This is a genomic window from Achromobacter sp. ACM02 (assembly GCF_014851605.1).
Taxonomy (GTDB): Bacteria; Pseudomonadota; Gammaproteobacteria; order Burkholderiales; family Burkholderiaceae_B; genus Achromobacter; species Achromobacter aegrifaciens.
On record NZ_JACUZY010000001.1, the window covers coordinates 287,156 to 302,661 of the forward strand.

18 protein-coding genes are annotated in these 15,506 nt (G+C 67.6%); 15 read left to right on the forward strand and 3 right to left on the reverse strand.

Going from position 1 to position 15,506, the window contains the following annotated elements; all coding sequences use genetic code 11:
* Nucleotides 1–14 precede the first annotated feature (14 nt).
* Nucleotides 15–752 carry a glutamine amidotransferase gene (locus IB258_RS01295; protein WP_054456735.1) on the reverse strand — a complete coding sequence of 246 codons (738 nt, stop codon included), beginning with the start codon at nucleotides 750–752 and terminating at the stop codon, nucleotides 15–17.
* A gap of 169 nt (nucleotides 753–921) precedes the next feature.
* Here IB258_RS01295 and IB258_RS01300 point away from each other — a divergent pair, with 169 nt between their 5' ends.
* The 3 genes from IB258_RS01300 (at nucleotide 922) to IB258_RS01310 (ending at nucleotide 3,596) form a co-directional block, all read left to right on the forward strand.
* Nucleotides 922–1,356 carry an NfeD family protein gene (locus IB258_RS01300; protein ID WP_054456736.1) on the forward strand — a complete coding sequence of 145 codons (435 nt, stop codon included), beginning with the start codon at nucleotides 922–924 and terminating at the stop codon, nucleotides 1,354–1,356.
* Nucleotides 1,357–1,456: 100 nt separating this feature from the next.
* Nucleotides 1,457–2,383: an SPFH domain-containing protein gene (locus tag IB258_RS01305; protein WP_054456873.1), complete on the forward strand. Its 927-nt coding sequence runs from the start codon at nucleotides 1,457–1,459 to the stop codon at nucleotides 2,381–2,383.
* 25 nt (nucleotides 2,384–2,408) lie between these two features.
* The gene (locus IB258_RS01310; protein WP_054456737.1) at nucleotides 2,409–3,596 is read left to right on the forward strand and encodes a GGDEF domain-containing protein; all 1,188 of its coding nucleotides are present in this window, start codon (nucleotides 2,409–2,411) and stop codon (nucleotides 3,594–3,596) included.
* Here the strand turns inward: IB258_RS01310 and smpB are convergent, their stop codons facing one another.
* Nucleotides 3,597–4,070, reverse strand: coding sequence for an SsrA-binding protein SmpB (gene smpB, locus IB258_RS01315; RefSeq protein ID WP_054456738.1), 474 nt, complete (start codon nucleotides 4,068–4,070; stop codon nucleotides 3,597–3,599).
* A gap of 104 nt (nucleotides 4,071–4,174) precedes the next feature.
* Here smpB and IB258_RS01320 point away from each other — a divergent pair, with 104 nt between their 5' ends.
* The 7 genes from IB258_RS01320 (at nucleotide 4,175) to IB258_RS01350 (ending at nucleotide 9,658) form a co-directional block, all read left to right on the forward strand.
* Nucleotides 4,175–4,609: a type II toxin-antitoxin system RatA family toxin gene (locus tag IB258_RS01320; RefSeq protein WP_042793335.1), complete on the forward strand. Its 435-nt coding sequence runs from the start codon at nucleotides 4,175–4,177 to the stop codon at nucleotides 4,607–4,609.
* On the forward strand, nucleotides 4,599–4,943 hold the full coding sequence (locus IB258_RS01325) for an RnfH family protein (protein ID WP_054456739.1): 345 nt from the start codon (nucleotides 4,599–4,601) through the stop codon (nucleotides 4,941–4,943). The genes IB258_RS01320 and IB258_RS01325 overlap by 11 nt, the downstream gene beginning before the upstream one ends.
* A gap of 195 nt (nucleotides 4,944–5,138) precedes the next feature.
* Nucleotides 5,139–6,293, forward strand: a complete 1,155-nt coding sequence (locus IB258_RS01330) for an acyl-CoA dehydrogenase family protein (protein WP_054456740.1) — start codon at nucleotides 5,139–5,141, stop codon at nucleotides 6,291–6,293.
* Entirely contained in the window at nucleotides 6,290–7,465 is a 1,176-nt protein-coding gene (locus IB258_RS01335) for an enoyl-CoA hydratase/isomerase family protein (protein WP_054456741.1), read from the forward strand. Before IB258_RS01330 ends, IB258_RS01335 begins: the two co-directional genes overlap by 4 nt.
* A 100-nt stretch (nucleotides 7,466–7,565) precedes the next feature.
* Entirely contained in the window at nucleotides 7,566–8,456 is an 891-nt protein-coding gene (gene mmsB / locus IB258_RS01340) for a 3-hydroxyisobutyrate dehydrogenase (RefSeq protein ID WP_054456742.1), read from the forward strand.
* A 1-nt stretch (nucleotide 8,457) separates the two neighbouring features.
* A complete protein-coding gene (locus IB258_RS01345; RefSeq protein ID WP_054456743.1) occupies nucleotides 8,458–8,895 on the forward strand; it encodes a PaaI family thioesterase in 438 nt (145 codons plus the stop codon).
* Between the two features lie 73 nt (nucleotides 8,896–8,968).
* Nucleotides 8,969–9,658, forward strand: coding sequence for a VIT family protein (locus IB258_RS01350; protein ID WP_054456744.1), 690 nt, complete (start codon nucleotides 8,969–8,971; stop codon nucleotides 9,656–9,658).
* Nucleotides 9,659–9,721: 63 nt separating this feature from the next.
* On the opposite strand, the gene IB258_RS01355 is transcribed toward IB258_RS01350, so the two are convergent.
* Nucleotides 9,722–10,720, reverse strand: a complete 999-nt coding sequence (locus tag IB258_RS01355) for a folate-binding protein YgfZ (RefSeq protein WP_192352012.1) — start codon at nucleotides 10,718–10,720, stop codon at nucleotides 9,722–9,724.
* Between the two features lie 152 nt (nucleotides 10,721–10,872).
* Between IB258_RS01355 and mltG the strand changes: the two genes are divergently transcribed.
* The 5 genes from mltG to IB258_RS01380 all read left to right on the forward strand — a co-directional run bounded on the left by mltG (nucleotide 10,873) and on the right by IB258_RS01380 (nucleotide 15,500).
* Nucleotides 10,873–12,012 carry an endolytic transglycosylase MltG gene (mltG, locus tag IB258_RS01360; protein ID WP_192352013.1) on the forward strand — a complete coding sequence of 380 codons (1,140 nt, stop codon included), beginning with the start codon at nucleotides 10,873–10,875 and terminating at the stop codon, nucleotides 12,010–12,012.
* Nucleotides 12,009–12,632, forward strand: a complete 624-nt coding sequence (gene tmk, locus IB258_RS01365) for a dTMP kinase (RefSeq protein WP_192352014.1) — start codon at nucleotides 12,009–12,011, stop codon at nucleotides 12,630–12,632. The genes mltG and tmk overlap by 4 nt, the downstream gene beginning before the upstream one ends.
* Entirely contained in the window at nucleotides 12,629–13,720 is a 1,092-nt protein-coding gene (gene holB, locus IB258_RS01370) for a DNA polymerase III subunit delta' (RefSeq protein WP_192352015.1), read from the forward strand. Before tmk ends, holB begins: the two co-directional genes overlap by 4 nt.
* Before the next feature lie 68 nt (nucleotides 13,721–13,788).
* On the forward strand, nucleotides 13,789–14,559 hold the full coding sequence (locus IB258_RS01375; protein ID WP_054456749.1) for a TatD family hydrolase: 771 nt from the start codon (nucleotides 13,789–13,791) through the stop codon (nucleotides 14,557–14,559).
* A 38-nt stretch (nucleotides 14,560–14,597) separates the two neighbouring features.
* A complete protein-coding gene (locus IB258_RS01380) occupies nucleotides 14,598–15,500 on the forward strand; it encodes an ankyrin repeat domain-containing protein (RefSeq protein ID WP_192352016.1) in 903 nt (300 codons plus the stop codon).
* Nucleotides 15,501–15,506: the final 6 nt, after the last annotated feature.

Consider the following 15,506-nt stretch of genomic DNA (forward strand, 5'->3'; position numbering starts at 1 on the left):
GGCCGCGCGGGGCGCTACGCGGGTGCGTAGGCGTCCAGAAAGCGCCGCAGGAGGCCGCCCGCGACGGGCGTGGCGCGGACATTGGCGGACAGCCCCGGGACGTCGAGATTTTCAGCCGCATAGCGGCGGCCGAAGCGTTCCAGATGGGCGCGGATGAAGTCAGGGCCGAATTCGGGATGGAACTGGGTCGAGAACACGTTGCGGCCGATGCGGATCATCTGGTGTTCGTCCAGGTCCGAGCGCGCCAGCACGGCGGCGCCAGGCGGCGGCTGCAGCACGGTCTGCGCATGCAGCATCTGGGCGGGGAAGGTGGACGGCAGTCCGGCCAGCAGCTTGTCGCCGGCCGCGGGCGGCAGCAGTTCCACGGTCTGGGTGCCGACTTCGCGCCCGGCGGGGTTGTAGCCGACCTTGCCGCCCAGCGCGTAGGCCAGCAACTGATGGCCGTAGCAGACGCCGAACATGGGCAGGCCGGCTGCGGCGGCTTCGCGCAGCCAGGCGGCGGTGTCCTCGCTCCAGGGTTCCTTGTCGGTCACCATGGCGGGCGAACCCGTGATCAGCGCGGCGCGATAACGGGCGGGAGCCTGCGGCCGCTTGCCTTCATGGACGGGCACGATTTCCATGGCCTCGGCGGTCAGGCCGGCGGCCTGCGCGAGTTGTTCGGCATAGCCGCCGAACTGGCTTTTGAGCGTGTCGTCCGGATCGCCGGTGTGCAGGATCAGGACGGGGAGAGCGGTGGGTATTGCAGCGGTCATTGGGGGCTTGTGCGTAAAGGATGCGGGCGCCGGGTTCCAGGGGGAGATCCACCGCCAGCGCACATCATAATCCAGCCCTCCGATCCGTGATGAAAGGCGCTTTTCCGTTCCGTCCCGGAAATACGTACAATTCCGCTCAGAGACTCATCCTTTCGGGCGAACGAAGACTATGTGGATTTGGCTGGGATTGGCTGCGCTGGCCCTGATCGGGGAATTGGCGACCGGCACTTTCTATCTGCTGCTGGTGGCCCTGGGGCTGGCGGCGGGGGGTGTCGCCGCATGGTTCGGCGCAGGCCTGGAATGGCAACTGGTAGGCTGCGGCATCGTGCTGCTGCTGGGTTTGCTGGTGCTGCGCAAGACCCGCGTGCTGAAAAAGCGCGAGGTCGATTCCGCCCGCAATGCCGACGTCAACCTGGACATCGGCCAGACGGTGTCGGTAGAAGCCTGGTCCGACCAGGGCACCGCGCGCGTCTGGTACCGCGGCGCGCACTGGCAGGCAGAGCTGGCCCAGGGCCAGCCGCCCGTGGCCGGAGAACAAACCATCATCGAAATGCGCGGCTCGATCCTGGTGCTGGCCCCCAGGGGCGTGCCGGGTTCGGTCTGACGAAGGCCATCCCGCCGCGGGCGGGACCGGCTGCGGGCGTCCGCAAGGTCCGGACGTTTCCCGCATATGTATTTACCAGAAGGAGAGGCTCCGAATCATGATGATCGATACATCCACCATCGTCCTGCTCGTCATCGTCGCGCTGGCGATACTGATAGTCATCAAGGCGATCGCCATCGTGCCTCAGCAGCACGCCTGGGTGGTCGAGCGCCTGGGCAAGTTCGACCGGGTCCTGTCGCCCGGCGCGGGCTTCGTCATTCCGTTCATCGAGCGCGTGTCGTACAAGCACTCGCTCAAGGAAATCCCGCTGGACGTGCCCAGCCAGGTCTGCATCACGCGCGACAACACGCAGCTGCAGGTCGACGGCGTGCTGTATTTCCAGGTGACCGATCCGATGCGCGCGTCGTATGGCTCGTCGAACTACATCTCGGCCATCACCCAGCTGGCGCAGACGACCCTGCGTTCGGTCATCGGCAAGATGGAACTGGACCGCACCTTCGAAGAGCGCGACTCCATCAACAGCAACATCGTCTCTTCGCTGGACGAGGCGGCGCTGAACTGGGGCGTGAAGGTGCTGCGCTACGAGATCAAGGACTTGACGCCGCCCAACGAGATCCTGCGCGCGATGCAGGCGCAGATCACCGCCGAACGTGAAAAGCGCGCGCTGATCGCGGCCTCGGAAGGCCGCCGCCAGGAACAGATCAATATCGCCACCGGCGAGCGCGAAGCCGCCATCGCCCGTTCCGAAGGCGAGAAGCAGGCCCAGATCAACCAGGCCCAGGGCGAGGCCGCCGCGGTGCTGGCGATCGCCGAGGCCACCGCCAAGGCCATCACCCAGGTGGCGGACTCCGTGCGCCAGCCGGGCGGCATGGAAGCGGTGAACCTGAAGGTGGCCGAGCGCTACGTCGAGGCCTTCGGCAATGTCGCCAAGGAAGGCAACACCTTGATCCTGCCGGCGAACCTGGCGGACGTGGGCGGCATGATCGCCTCCGCCATGACCATCGTGAAGTCCACCCGCAACAGCTGATAACCGCGCCTGGCGGCGCCTAACGATGATCGCTCCCGTTAACTTGCTTTTGATAGCAGCATTGGCGGGAGTGCTTGCGCTGTGCGTGCTGGGGTCGCTGGCCCGCAGCGGCATGGCGGGCATCAAGGAGGCGATACGCGCCAACCTGCTGACGCTGGCGGCTTTCGGGCTTTACGCCTTCCAGGTCACCGAGGCGCCGCTGTGGGTGTCGGTGATGGCGGCGAACACCGCCGTTGCCCTGGCGCTTTGCGCCTACTACACGGGATTGCGCCGGCTGGTCGGCCTGACCGTGCCCAAGCGTCTCATGGCGCTGGCTTCCTGTACGGCGCTGCTGGCGCTGGCGTACTACACCTATATCGATCCCCAGGTCGGGCCGCGCATGGTGGTCATGTCCTGGCTGATGTTCGGGTTCATGGTGGCCATTGCCATGACGGTCAAGCGCGGCATGCCGATGAACCGGTCGCGCTACAGCTACCATTTCGTGCGCGTGGTGGCCCTGATCTCCGCGCTGGTGTGCGCAACGCGGGCCGTCGTCTACATGTTCGACATCGCCATCGCGCAGGCCCTGCTGCTGCCCACGGCATGGAACGTCGCGTTCATGACGCTGGGCGTGCTGACGATGCCATGCCTGACCCTGGGCACCATCATGATCATCCACGACCGCATGCTGGCCGACCGCGAACAGGAGGCCAGCACCGACTTCCTGACGGGCCTGATGTCGCGCAAGGCGTGGTGGCTGCAGGCCGAGCGCTATTGCGCCCAGGCGCTGCGCACGCGGCGGCCGCTGACGCTGTTGTTGCTGGACATCGACTATTTCAAGCGCATCAACGATACCCATGGCCACGCGGCCGGGGATGCGGTGCTGCGCCATTTCGGCCTGCTGGCGACCGCCACGCTGCGCACTGGCGACCACGTCGGGCGCGTCGGCGGCGAGGAGTTCGCGGTGCTGTTTCCGGACATGCGCAGCGATGCAGTGATGGATGTGGCGGAGCGGCTGCTGGATTCGGTGCGGCGCACGCCCTGTGCGCACGGCGGCAGCACCATTTCCTATACGTTCAGCGCCGGAGTCGCGGACTGGATGCCCGGAGAGAGCCTGCAGGCGTTTTTCGAGCGGGCCGACCGCAAGCTGTATGCGTCCAAGTCGGCCGGGCGCAACCGCATCACGGGACCGGGGCAGGAGGCCGAGCGCCAGACGCTGCCCGAGGCCGCCTGATCAGTCGTCCTTGCCCTTGCGAGGGGCGCGGGTGTCGTGCTTCATCATGCGCTCTTTCTCGCGCTGCCAGTCTTTCTCGCGCGCGGTATCGCGCTTGTCGAACAGCTTCTTGCCGCGGCCCAGCGCGAAGTCCAGCTTGATGCGCCCGTTCTTGTAGTGCAGGTTGAGCGGCACCAGCGTGTAGCCGCGTTGCTCGACCTTGCCGATGAGCTTGCTGATTTCCTCGGCCTTGAGCAGCAGCTTGCGCGTGCGCATGGCGTCGGGGTGGATATGGGTGGAGGCCGTGGGCAGGGGGCTGACGTGCATGCCCAGCAGGTAGAGCTCGCCGTCGCGCACGATGACGTAGCTTTCCTTGAGCTGCACGCGGCCATCGCGGATCGCCTTGACTTCCCAGCCTTGCAGCACCAGGCCGGCCTCGTAGCGGTCTTCGATGAAATAGTCGTGCGTGGCCTTGCGATTGTCGATAATGCTCATAAAGCCCTTGTGCCTGGGTGCCGCGGGCCCGCGCTAGGCGTATTTTGGCCCCAGGTCGTGTTGTGCCGGTAAAATCGTGCCATTCTAGCCATTTGCGATAGTCGATGCACAAAGTACAACGATCCGTCCTGGTGCCTTACAGCGCCGCCCAGATGTTCGATCTGGTCGCCGACGTGGAGAAGTACCCCGAGTTCATGCCCTGGTGCGGCGGCGCCGAGGTGCAGACCCGCGACGAGCACGGCATGCAGGCCTCCATCCTGATCAGCTTCGCGGGCATGAAGCAGCGCTTCACCACCCGCAACACCCATGCCTATCCCGACCGGATCGACCTGGAACTGGTCGACGGCCCGTTCTCCAGTCTGGTCGGGCACTGGGAGTTCCAGCCGCTGGCCGAGGACGCCTGCAAGGTCCTGTTCACCATGGAGTACGCGTTTTCCAACCGCGCGCTGGAAATGGTGGTGGGCCCGGTGTTCAACCGCATCGCCACCAGCTTCATCGATTCCTTCACCAAGCGCGCGCAGGCCAAGTATGGCGAATGAGCCGTCCGCGGCGCAGATCGGCGTCAGCGTCTGTTATGCCCTGCCGGGCCATGTCTGGCTGCGTGAATTGCGCCTGCCCGACGGCGCCACGGTGGCCGACGCGCTCGCGGCCAGCGGCTTTGCCCAGGCTTTTCCGGTGGTGCAGCCCTGGAGCCGGGGCGTGGGTATTTTCGGACGCGCCACCGAGCCGCAGGCCAGGCTGGCCGATGGCGACCGGGTGGAAATCTACCGCGGCCTGAGTTTTGATCCCAAGGAATCGCGGCGCCGCCGCGCCGAACACCGCCGCGCCAAGACGGCCAAGAACGGCAGGGTGCGCCCGGCCGGGCTGCTGTAGGGAAGCGCTCCGAGGGGTGGCGCGCCGCCCCGCACAATGTCGCAAATAGGACAAATTCCTTTGCCGCTTCCGGCGTAACATAGGCACCGTCACGCATTTACGTTTACGTCAACGTCATGTCAAAATCGACGAGCTGGCGTTCACGAGACGGCAGCAACGCCAACAGACAATACTCAGTACAACAGGAGACAGGCTGTGGACTTGGAACTGACCGACGAGCAACGCGCTTTTGCGCAGGCGGCGCGCGACTACGCCGAGGGCGAACTGGCGCCCAACGCGGCGCGCTGGGACGCCGAAGGCATCTTCCCGCGCGAGGCCTTCGCCCGTGCGGGCGAAATGGGTTTTTGCGCCATCTATGCCAGCGAGGACATCGGCGGGCTGGGCCTGCCGCGCCTGGATGCCACCCTGGTGTTCGAGGAAATGGCGGCGGTCGACCCGTCGACCACGGCCTTTCTCACGATCCACAACATGGCCACCTGGATGGTCGGCAAGTGGGGCCAGCCCGCGCTGCGCGAAGCCTGGGGGCCGTTGCTGGCCAGCGGCCAGAAGTTGGCGTCCTATTGCCTGACCGAGCCGGGCGCCGGTTCGGACGCCGCATCGCTGTCGACCCGGGCGCAGCGCCAGGGCGATGACTACATCGTCAACGGCGCCAAGGCCTTCATTTCGGGCGGCGGCGACACAGACCTGCTGGTGGTCATGGCGCGCACCGGCGGCGAGGGCGCGGGCGGCATCAGCGCGTTCGCCATTCCGGCCGACAGCGAGGGCATAGGCTATGGCCGCAAGGAAGAGAAGATGGGCTGGAACAGCCAGTCCACGCGCCCCATCACCTTCGAGAACGTGCGCGTGCCGGCGGCCAACATGCTGGGCCAGGAGGGCGAGGGCTTCAAGATCGCCATGAAGGGCCTGGACGGCGGACGCATCAACATCGGCACCTGCTCGGTCGGCGCGGCGCAAGGCGCGCTGGACGCCGCCCGGCGCTACATGGACGAACGGCGGCAGTTCAACCGCCGCCTGGCCGAGTTCCAGGCGCTGCAATTCAAGCTGGCCGACATGGCGACGCACCTGGTGGCGGCGCGCCAGATGGTGCGCCTGGCGGCCTGCAAGCTGGATGCGGGGGCGCCGGACGCGGCGACCTACTGCGCCATGGCCAAGCGCTTCGCCACCGACATGGGTTTCCAGATCTGCCTGGACGCGCAACAGATCCACGGCGGCTACGGATACCTGCGGGACTATCCCTTGGAGCGTCTGGTGCGCGATACTCGCGTTCATCAGATTCTGGAGGGGACCAACGAGATCATGCGCGTGATCATCGCCCGCCAATTGTTGGAAAAAGGAGCCGACATAAGATGAATGCACCGGTGCTGTTCGAAGAAAAAACCGCTGCCAATGGAGTACGGTTCGGGATCGCGACGCTGAATTCGCCGCAGACCCTGAACGGCCTGTCGCTGGAAATGGTGGACCTGCTGGCCGAACGGCTGGACGCCTGGGCCCGCGATCCCGGCGTGGCCCTGGTGGTCCTGCAGGGTGCGGGCGACAAGGCCTTCTGCGCGGGCGGAGACCTGCATGGCCTGTACCGCAGCATGACGGAAAACGCCGGCAAGCCGGGCTGGAACAACGCCTACGCGCGCCGCTTCTTCGAGCACGAGTACCGGCTGGACTACCGCATCCACACCTATCCCAAGCCGGTGCTGTGCTGGGGCCATGGCATCGTCATGGGCGGCGGCATCGGCCTGATGATGGGCGCCAGCCACCGCGTGGTCAGCGAGACCTCGCGCCTGGCGATGCCGGAGGTCACGATCGGCCTGTTCCCGGACGTGGGCGGCAGCTGGCTGCTGAACCGCATGTCAGGCAGGATCGGACTGTTCCTGGCCTTGACCGGCGCGCAGCTGGGCACGTCGGACGCTTTCTTCGCGGGCCTGGCGGACTTCCGCCTGGATCACGCGGATTGGCCCAAGCTGCTGGCTTCGCTGGAAGAGCAGCCCTGGGCCGGCCAGGCGGCCGGCGCGGCGGAGGATGCCATTCCTCCGCGCGCGATCAACGACGGCCTGCTGCGCCGCGCCCTGACGGCGCTGGAGCCCAAGACGCCGCTGGCGCCGGGCAACTTGCGGCAGCACTCGTTCCTGATCAACAGCCTGTGCAGCGGCAATCGCCTGGACGACATCTACGAAGAACTGGCCGCGCTGAAGGACCACGAGGATCCGTGGCTGGCGCGCGCGGCGCAGACGATGCTGGCCGGCTCGCCCGGATCGGTGCGCCTGTCGTTCGCGCTGCAGCAGCGGCTGCGCCTGCGCTCGCTGGACGACGTTTTCCGTGCCGAGTACATCGCGGCGCTGGCCTGCACCGCCCATGGCGATTTCGCCGAGGGCATCCGCGCCTTGCTGATCGACAAGGACAAGAAGCCGCGCTGGAATCCCGCCGTCATCGACATGGCGACCGACGCCTGGGTGCAGAAATTCTTTGACGAACCCTGGCCCGAGGGCGAGCCCCACCCGTTGGCGGACCTGGGCCAGGAAGGCCGCTAGGCGCGACGCGGCGGCGGACCGGCCGCCGCCCGCCGGCGCGGCAACGCTAGTACCACGATGGTTTCACACCTATAGCAATAGCAACAGGAGACAAGACATCATGAGCAGCATCGCGTTTATCGGTTTGGGCAATATGGGCGCGCCCATGGCATTGAATCTGGTCAAGGCCGGACATAGCGTGACGGTTTTCGATCTGGTGCCGGCAGCGGTGAAGACCCTGACGGACGCCGGTGCCCGCGCCGCCGCGTCCGCTTCGGAAGCCGTCAAGGGCGCCGAGGTGGTGGTTTCGATGCTGCCCGCCAGCAAGCACGTCGAAGGGCTGTACCTGGGCGAGGACCTGCTGGGCAAGATCCCGTCCAGCGCGCTGGTCATCGAATGCAGCACCATCGCGCCGGACTCGGCGCGCAAAGTGGCGCAGGCGGCCGAGGTGCGCGGCATCGCCATGATCGACGCGCCGGTGTCCGGCGGCACGGGTGGCGCAGCAGCCGGCACGCTGACCTTCATCGTCGGCGGCCAGGCCGCGGCGCTGGAGCGCGCCCGTCCGGTGCTGGAAAAAATGGGCAAGAACATTTTCCACGCAGGCCCGGCCGGCGCCGGCCAGGTGGCCAAGATCTGCAACAACATGCTGTTGGGCATCCTGATGGCGGGCACCTCCGAAGCCCTGGCCCTGGGCGTGGCCAACGGGCTGGATCCCAAGGTGCTGTCGGACATCATCGCCAAGAGCTCCGGGCGCAACTGGGCCACGGAACTCTACAACCCCTGGCCCGGCGTGATGGAGCACGCGCCGGCCTCCAAGGGTTACGCCGGCGGCTTCGGCGTGGACCTGATGCTCAAGGACCTGGGCCTGGCGGCCGAGGCCGCCCTGTCGGCGCGCGCCTCGATCCCGCTGGGGGAGCTGGCGCGCAACCTGTATTCGCTGCATAGCTCCGGCGGTTCGGGCAAGCTGGACTTCTCCAGCATCGTCAACCTGGTCAAGCGCGAGCAGGACTGACATGGCGTCATCGCAAGCGCCGCTGGACCCGGCCGCTAGGGTCCAGGAGAGCTTCGCCCGGCAAAGCATCATGACATTGCTGGGTGCGCAACTGGACGTGGTCGAGCCGGGCAGGGTGGACATCGTGCTGCCTTACCGAGCCGACCTGTGCCAGCAGAACGGCTTTCTGCACGCCGGCATTTCCACGACCATCGCCGACAGCGCCGGCGGCTATGCCGCCTACACGCTGTTTGGGCCTGGCGAGGACGTGCTGACCTCGGAGTTCAAGATGAACTTCCTGGCGCCCGCCAAGGGTAGCCGCTACGTGGCCAGCGGCCGCGTGGTCAAGCCGGGCAAGCGCCTGTCCGTCTGCCAGGTCGAGGTGCATGCGTACGACGGCGAGCAAGCCACGCTTTGCGTGATAGGCTTGCTTACCGCGGTGCGCGTGACGCCGCGCTGAATCCCGCGCGTGGCGGGTCCTGCGCAAGCCGGACCCGCCACGCGTTCATCGCGCGGCGCATGGGTTTCTGGCAATGCCTTCAAAAGAACATCATCGGATTTTCCGCAGCAACTGGCTGCGCGCGGCCGTCCTGGGCGCCAACGACGGGATCGTGTCCACCGCCAGCCTTATTACCGGCGTGGCGGCGGCCCAGGTCACGCATGACGCCATCCTGACCTCGGGCGTGGCCGGACTGGTGGCGGGGGCGCTGTCGATGGCGGCGGGCGAATACGTGTCGGTGCGGTCGCAGGCCGATACCGAGGCCGCCGACCTGCGCATGGAGCAGCGCTCGCTCAAGCGCAATTCCGGCGAGGAACTGGCCGAACTGATCGACATCTACGTGGCGCGCGGCCTGACCCGCGACCTGGCCGAGCAGGTGGCGCGGCAATTGACCAGCCACGATGCGCTGGACGCGCATGCCCGCGACGAGCTGGGTATCTCCATCCATAACCGCGCCCGTCCGGTGCAGGCCGCGGTGGCGTCCGCGGCCTCGTTTGCGGGCGGCGCAGCCTTGCCGCTGGCCGTGGCGGCGACAGCGCCTTTGCCGCAATTGATTGTGTGGGTCATCGGCGCATCGGTCGCCTGTCTGGCCGGCCTGGGCGCTCTGGCTGCGGGCGCAGGCGGCGCGCCCAAGGGGCCGGCCGCGTTGCGGGTGACGATCCTGGGCGGCCTGGCGATGGCGGTGACGGCGGGGGTGGGCGCGCTGTTCGGCGTGGCGGTGTAAGGGCCGGCTTGGGAGCGTCCGGCCCGGCGCAACCGCGCCGGCTCAGGCGCGGCGGCCTTTGGTTTACGGCGTGATGGAGTAGGGCAGCGCAGCGGCCGCAATGCGCGGACCGTCCGCGGCGCCCAGCCGCAGGTCGCCTTCCGGCAGCGCCGCCAGCGTGGTTTCGAACAGCACCGAAACGGCGCCTTGCGCGGCGGCCGCGTCCACGATCCGTCCGGTGGGTTCGCCGGGCTGGCTGGCGTCATAGACATCCATGCCGGCCAGCGCCTGGCCTTGGATTGCGGCGTCGGCAATGGTGCCGTATGCCATGCGCCGCTTGACCGTGCCGCGGTAGTGGCTGCGCGCCACCACTTCCTGGCCCGGATAACAGCCTTTGGTGAAACTGACGCCCTGGATCAGGTCCAGGTTGACCGTTTGCGGGATGAAGACGTCCTGCGTGGCCGCGGTGATCCACGGAATGCCTGCGGCCAGGTCGGCGGCGTGCCATTGCGCGGCCGGCGCCAGGCCCAGCGCGCCTGCCAGCGCGGCGGACTGTTCCAGTTGTTCGTCGGACGCGATCCACCACCAGCGCAGGCGCGCGTCGGCGGACGGCGCGGCGATCCAGGTGCCGGACGGCAGATCGGCGCGCTGCCAGGGTTCGCGCGGCAGCGCGCCGGCGGCGGCTTCCAGCGCGGCCACGTCCGTGGCCGAAGCCGTCACGCCCGCCACATGCAGCGGCGTGGCGGCGAGCTTGGCCTTGGCGCGCAGCACGAACATCGACAGGCGCTTGAGCAGCGCCTGCGCCAGATCCTGGCGCACCAGGCCATAGAGCTGGGGCGCGTCGTCCGCGCCGGGGGCGGCGCGCCACATCACCAGGGTGGCCAGCAGGCGGCCCTTGGCGGTGCAGTAGCCCGCCAGGCGGGCGGCGTCCCGGGGCAGGCCGGTGACGTCCTGCGTGAGCTGGCCGTGCAGGAAGCCGAGGGCGTCCGCGCCGGATGCGGAAAAGACCAGGAAGTCGTCCAGCGGCGCAATTTGCGCGCAACCTTCCGCGCGGACGGGAATCGAAGAATGGAAAGCGTGCATGGAGGCGGTGTTATCGCGTCATCAAAGTGCTGATGATAGCCGTGTTCCCCTCCGGGCTGGGCCATGGCCCCGCGGCGCGCAGGGCCGCGCGCTACGTTCCGCCCCTCTTTAGCCGCAACAGGTCCGCGCGATCAATTAAACTTCCGACACTTATGAAGAAGCGACTCTTTTTTTTCGTCCTGTGGTTTTTCCTGTTGATCGCACTGGCTGCCGCCGCAGCCGTGGGCGGCGCCTGGTATTGGGCGCACAAGCCCATGCAGCTGAGGGCCGACAGGATAGATTTCGTGGTGGATCCGGGCAGCAGCCCGCGCACGGTGGCGCGGGTGCTCAACGATGCCGGCGTGCCGGTCTGGGAGCCTGGCTTCATCTGGATGGCGCGCTTGTCCGAGCTCGACAAGCAGATGAAGGCGGGCGGCTACCAGGCCATCAACGGCGACTCGCCCTGGAAGTTGCTGGAACGCCTGGCGCGCGGCGACATGACGCAGCGGCAGATCACCTTCCTGGAGGGCTGGACCTACCGCCAGATCCGCCAGGCGCTGCGCGCGAATCCCGACGTCAAGCAGACGCTGGGCGAAACCACCGATGAAGAACTGATGGAACGCCTGGGCTCGGAAATCAAGCAGCCGGAAGGGCTGTTCTTCCCGGACACCTATATCTTCACGCCCGGCAGCACCGATTACGACCTGCTGCGCCGCGCCTACCAGGAAGGCCAGCGCATCCTGCAGGACACCTGGGCCAAGCGCCAGCCGGACCTGCCGGTGACCACGCCCTACGAGGCCCTGGTGCTCGCATCGATCGTTGAAAAGGAAACCGGCCACGGCCCGGACCGCCGCCGCGTGGCCGGCGTATTCACCAACCGGCTCAAGATCGGCATGCTGCTGCAGACCGATCCCACCGTGATCTACGGCATGGGCGACGCCTACCAGGGGCGCATCCGCAAGCGCGACCTGCAGACCGACACGCCCTGGAACACCTATACGCGTCCGGGCCTGCCGCCCACGCCGATCGCGGCGCCTGGCCGCGCGGCGCTGTTGGCCGCGGTGCAGCCGGAGCAGCACAAGTTCCTCTTTTTCGTTTCCCGCGGCAACGGCACCAGCGAGTTCTCGGTCAACCTGAACGAGCACAACCGCAACGTTTCCCGCTATATCCTGGGCCAGGGCCAAAGCCAGAATGCCGCGCCCGGCCCGGCTTCGAGCCGCGGCGCAGCGACTGGCAACCAGGCCAACGGCACGCCCGCAGCCGCGCCCGAGCCGGATCAGGGACAGGCACAAGTACAAGGACAAGACCAATGACCACGCGCGGACGCTTTATCACGCTGGAAGGCGTGGACGGCGCGGGCAAGAGCACGCACACCGTCTGGATCGCCGATTTCCTGCGCGCGCAGGGGCTGGACGTGGTGTCCACCCGCGAACCCGGCGGCACGCCCTTGGGCGAGAAGTTGCGCGCCTTGCTGCTGACCGACCCCATGGGGCTGGACACCGAGACGCTCCTGATGTTCGCCGCACGCTGCGAACATCTGAACCAGGTCATCGAACCCGCGCTGGCGCGCGGCGCCTGGGTGGTCTGCGACCGCTACACCGATGCCACCTATGCCTACCAGGGCGGCGGGCGCGGCCTGGGCGCGGCGCGCGTGGCCGCGCTGGAAGCCTGGATGCAGGCGGGCCAGCCCGACCGCACCTGGCTCTTCGACGTGCCGCTGGAAGTGGCGCGCGCCCGGTTGGCCGACGCGCGCGAGCCGGACCGCTTCGAGCGCGAGGGCGCGGCCTTTTTCGAACGCACCCGCGAGGCCTACCACGCCCGCGCCGAGGCTGATCCGAAGCGCATCCGCATCGTCGATTCCACCCAATCCATTGCCCAGATCCGCACCGGCCTGGAGGCGGGACTGCGTGAATTGCTGGGGCAGGCGGCATGAACGCGACCCGCGCCGCCAAAGATGAGGACGCCACGGCTTCCAACGCGCCGCAGTTCCTGCCCTGGCAGGCCGAGACGGCGCGCAACTGGCTGGGCAACCGCGACCGCTTCGCCCACGCCTGGCTGATCCATGGGCTGGCCGGCATCGGCAAGCTGGACTTTGCGGTCGCCGCGGCGGCCAGCCTGCTGTGCGAAACCCCGGACAACGGCCTGGCCTGCGGCCGTTGCGCCGCCTGTGCCTGGTTCGCCAGCGGCAATCATCCCGACTTGCGCCGCATCCGGCCCGAAGCCGTGGCGGTGGAAGAGGGGGCGGACGCCGCCGAGCCCTCTGAGGACGCCGAACCTGCCACGGGCGCAGCCAAGCGCGCGCCGTCCAAGGAAATACGCATAGACCAGATCCGCTCCCTGGAGCCCTGGTTCAACACCGCCACGCACCGCGGCGGCTGGCGCGTGGCGCTGCTGTACCCGGCCCATGCGCTGAACGTGGTGTCGTCCAACGCCTTGCTCAAGGTGCTGGAAGAACCGCCGCCGCACACGGTGTTCCTGCTGGTCGCGGACGCGCCGGACCGCCTTTTGCCCACGCTGGTGTCGCGCTGTCGCCGCCTGCCGCTGCCGGCGCCCGACCCGGACACCGCGCTGCAATGGCTGCGCGAGCAAAACGTGGAACCGGCCCGCGAATGGCTGGCGGCCGCCGGCGGTGCGCCGCTGGCGGCGTTGAGGCTTGCCCAGTCTAACGAGGCCGCTTGTCCGCCCTGGCTGACCCAGCTGGTCGGGCCGCTGTCCAAGGGCCAGTCGCCCGACGTGGGCACGCTGGCCGAGGCCCTGGAAAAGGTGGCGGCCACTGAGTGGATCGACGCCTTGCAGCGCCTGTACACCGACCTGATGCTGGCCAGCGCGGGGGCGCCGTCGCGCTACTTCCCGGCCCTGGGCAGCGCGGTCGCGCAGGTTGCCGCGCGCATGAATCCGGCCAAGGTCGCCGAGGCCGCGCGCTGGCTGACGCGCCAGCGCGCGCTGGCCACCCATCCTTTGAACGCCAAGCTCTTCGCCCACGCGACCCTGCAGCGCGTGGTGCTATCCTGCCTGGCGTAAGCCTTTGATCCGGCGGCGCTTCGTCCGGCAAAGGGCGCAGCGCCGCGGCACTTGTATCCAGACTCATCATGTACGTCGATTCCCACTGCCATTTGAACTTCCCGGAACTGGCGGCCGACCTGCCGGCCATTCTTGACCGGATGGCCGCCAACCAGGTCACCCACGCGCTGGTCGTCAGCGTCAACATGCCGGAATGGCCGGGCCTGATGTCGCTGGTCGAACCGCAGGCCAATCTGTGGGCCTCGGTCGGCGTGCATCCCGATTACGAAGACACTCCGGACCCCACGCCCGAAGAGCTGGCGCGCCTGTCCGAGCATCCCAAGGTGGTGGCCATCGGCGAGACCGGGCTGGACTACTACCGCCTGTCCGAACCGCTGGACTGGCAGCGCGAGCGTTTTCGCCGCCACATCCGCGCCGCCCGCGACACGGGCCTGCCCCTGATCGTGCACACGCGCTCGTCCGCCGAGGACACCGTGCGCATGCTGCGGGAAGAGCGCGCGGCCGAGGTCGGCGGCGTGATGCATTGCTTTACCGAAAATTGGGAAGTGGCACAGGCTGCGCTGGACCAGAACTTCTATATTTCCCTGTCCGGCATCGTGACCTTCAAGAATGCGCAGATCGTGCATGAAGTGGCCGCCAAGGTGCCGCTGGACCGCTTGCTGATCGAAACCGATTCGCCGTATCTGGCGCCGGTGCCGTACCGCGGCAAGCTGAACGATCCGTCCAAGGTGATCCACGTGGCGGAGAAGATCGCGGATCTCAGGGGCATACCCGTGGCCGAAGTGGCGCGTGCATCAACCGAAAATTTCTTCCGTCTTTTCAATAAGATAAAGAAATAACCTAATCTAATTTATTTAAAGTGATTTATAGGAAATCCATGGCTGCCCGCAACGCTTCCGTCCAGAACGCCTTCTTGTCGTGTTGCCGTGGAGCGCTGCTGGCGCTGGCCGTGGGCATGGCGGTTCCCGCTGCGGCGCAGGCCGCCAATCCCGGCGATTGGTGGGTCTACGTCGCCAATGACTACCCGGACGACATCAAGGAACTGCTGGCGCGCGGCGAAGATCCCAACGTGCGCTACAAGAATGGCCAGCCCGCGCTGATGCGCGCGGTGGTGGACGGCGCCTGGAAGGTGTTCGACGTAATCGCCGCCGACAAGCGCACCGACGTCAACGCCGAGAACCCGGCGGGCGAGACGCCGCTGATGTACCTGGCCATCGCCGGCCAGACCGAACGCGCCAAGAAGCTGATCGCGCGCGGCGCCCAGGTCAACCGCCTGGGCTGGACGCCGCTGCATTACGCGGCCTCGAAGGGCCAGCTGGAAATGGCGCGCCTGCTGCTGGCGCACAAGGCCATGGTCAACGCGCCCGCGCCCAATGGCGAAACGCCGCTGATGATGGCGGCGCTGTCGGGCCGCAAGCCCATGGTGGACCTGCTGCTCAAGGCGGGGGCGGACGTGGGGTCGCGCGATACCAAGGGCCAGACCCCGGCCGATTGGGCCAGGACGGGCAAGTCCACGGCAGTGGCGGCGGAACTGGACAAGCTGATCGCGCAACAAGAAGAAACCCGCCGCAAGCTGCGGGCGGCGCGGCCGGCCGAAGAAGGCGCCGAGGCGGCGGGGACGACGACGGGCGCGGCAGCGGACACGCCGACCAGTGCGGTGCAGGGCGCGGCAGCCGCGCAGGCTCCCGCCGCAGAAAAGAAAGCCCCGGCCGCGTCTTCCGCGGTCCAGGGCGTTTCGGGCGTGAAGCTCAATAACTACGACGAGCCCGCCGCGCCCTGAGGCGCG

Bases quoted from the DNA above. Each gene is read 5' to 3' on its own strand.
- tmk (WP_192352014.1), top strand. From the start codon at position 12,009: ATGACCACGCGCGGACGCTTTATCACGCTGGAAGGCGTGGACGGCGCG.
- IB258_RS01295 (WP_054456735.1), bottom strand. From the start codon at position 752: ATGACCGCTGCAATACCCACCGCTCTCCCCGTCCTGATCCTGCACACC.
- IB258_RS01300 (WP_054456736.1), top strand. From the start codon at position 922: ATGTGGATTTGGCTGGGATTGGCTGCGCTGGCCCTGATCGGGGAATTG.
- IB258_RS01375 (WP_054456749.1), top strand. From the start codon at position 13,789: ATGTACGTCGATTCCCACTGCCATTTGAACTTCCCGGAACTGGCGGCC.
- IB258_RS01310 (WP_054456737.1), top strand. From the start codon at position 2,409: ATGATCGCTCCCGTTAACTTGCTTTTGATAGCAGCATTGGCGGGAGTG.
- IB258_RS01355 (WP_192352012.1), bottom strand. From the start codon at position 10,720: ATGCACGCTTTCCATTCTTCGATTCCCGTCCGCGCGGAAGGTTGCGCG.
- smpB (WP_054456738.1), bottom strand. From the start codon at position 4,070: ATGAGCATTATCGACAATCGCAAGGCCACGCACGACTATTTCATCGAA.
- IB258_RS01345 (WP_054456743.1), top strand. From the start codon at position 8,458: ATGGCGTCATCGCAAGCGCCGCTGGACCCGGCCGCTAGGGTCCAGGAG.
- IB258_RS01335 (WP_054456741.1), top strand. From the start codon at position 6,290: ATGAATGCACCGGTGCTGTTCGAAGAAAAAACCGCTGCCAATGGAGTA.
- holB (WP_192352015.1), top strand. From the start codon at position 12,629: ATGAACGCGACCCGCGCCGCCAAAGATGAGGACGCCACGGCTTCCAAC.
- IB258_RS01380 (WP_192352016.1), top strand. From the start codon at position 14,598: ATGGCTGCCCGCAACGCTTCCGTCCAGAACGCCTTCTTGTCGTGTTGC.
- mmsB (WP_054456742.1), top strand. From the start codon at position 7,566: ATGAGCAGCATCGCGTTTATCGGTTTGGGCAATATGGGCGCGCCCATG.
- IB258_RS01320 (WP_042793335.1), top strand. From the start codon at position 4,175: ATGCACAAAGTACAACGATCCGTCCTGGTGCCTTACAGCGCCGCCCAG.
- mltG (WP_192352013.1), top strand. From the start codon at position 10,873: ATGAAGAAGCGACTCTTTTTTTTCGTCCTGTGGTTTTTCCTGTTGATC.
- IB258_RS01305 (WP_054456873.1), top strand. From the start codon at position 1,457: ATGATCGATACATCCACCATCGTCCTGCTCGTCATCGTCGCGCTGGCG.
- IB258_RS01325 (WP_054456739.1), top strand. From the start codon at position 4,599: ATGGCGAATGAGCCGTCCGCGGCGCAGATCGGCGTCAGCGTCTGTTAT.
- IB258_RS01350 (WP_054456744.1), top strand. From the start codon at position 8,969: ATGCCTTCAAAAGAACATCATCGGATTTTCCGCAGCAACTGGCTGCGC.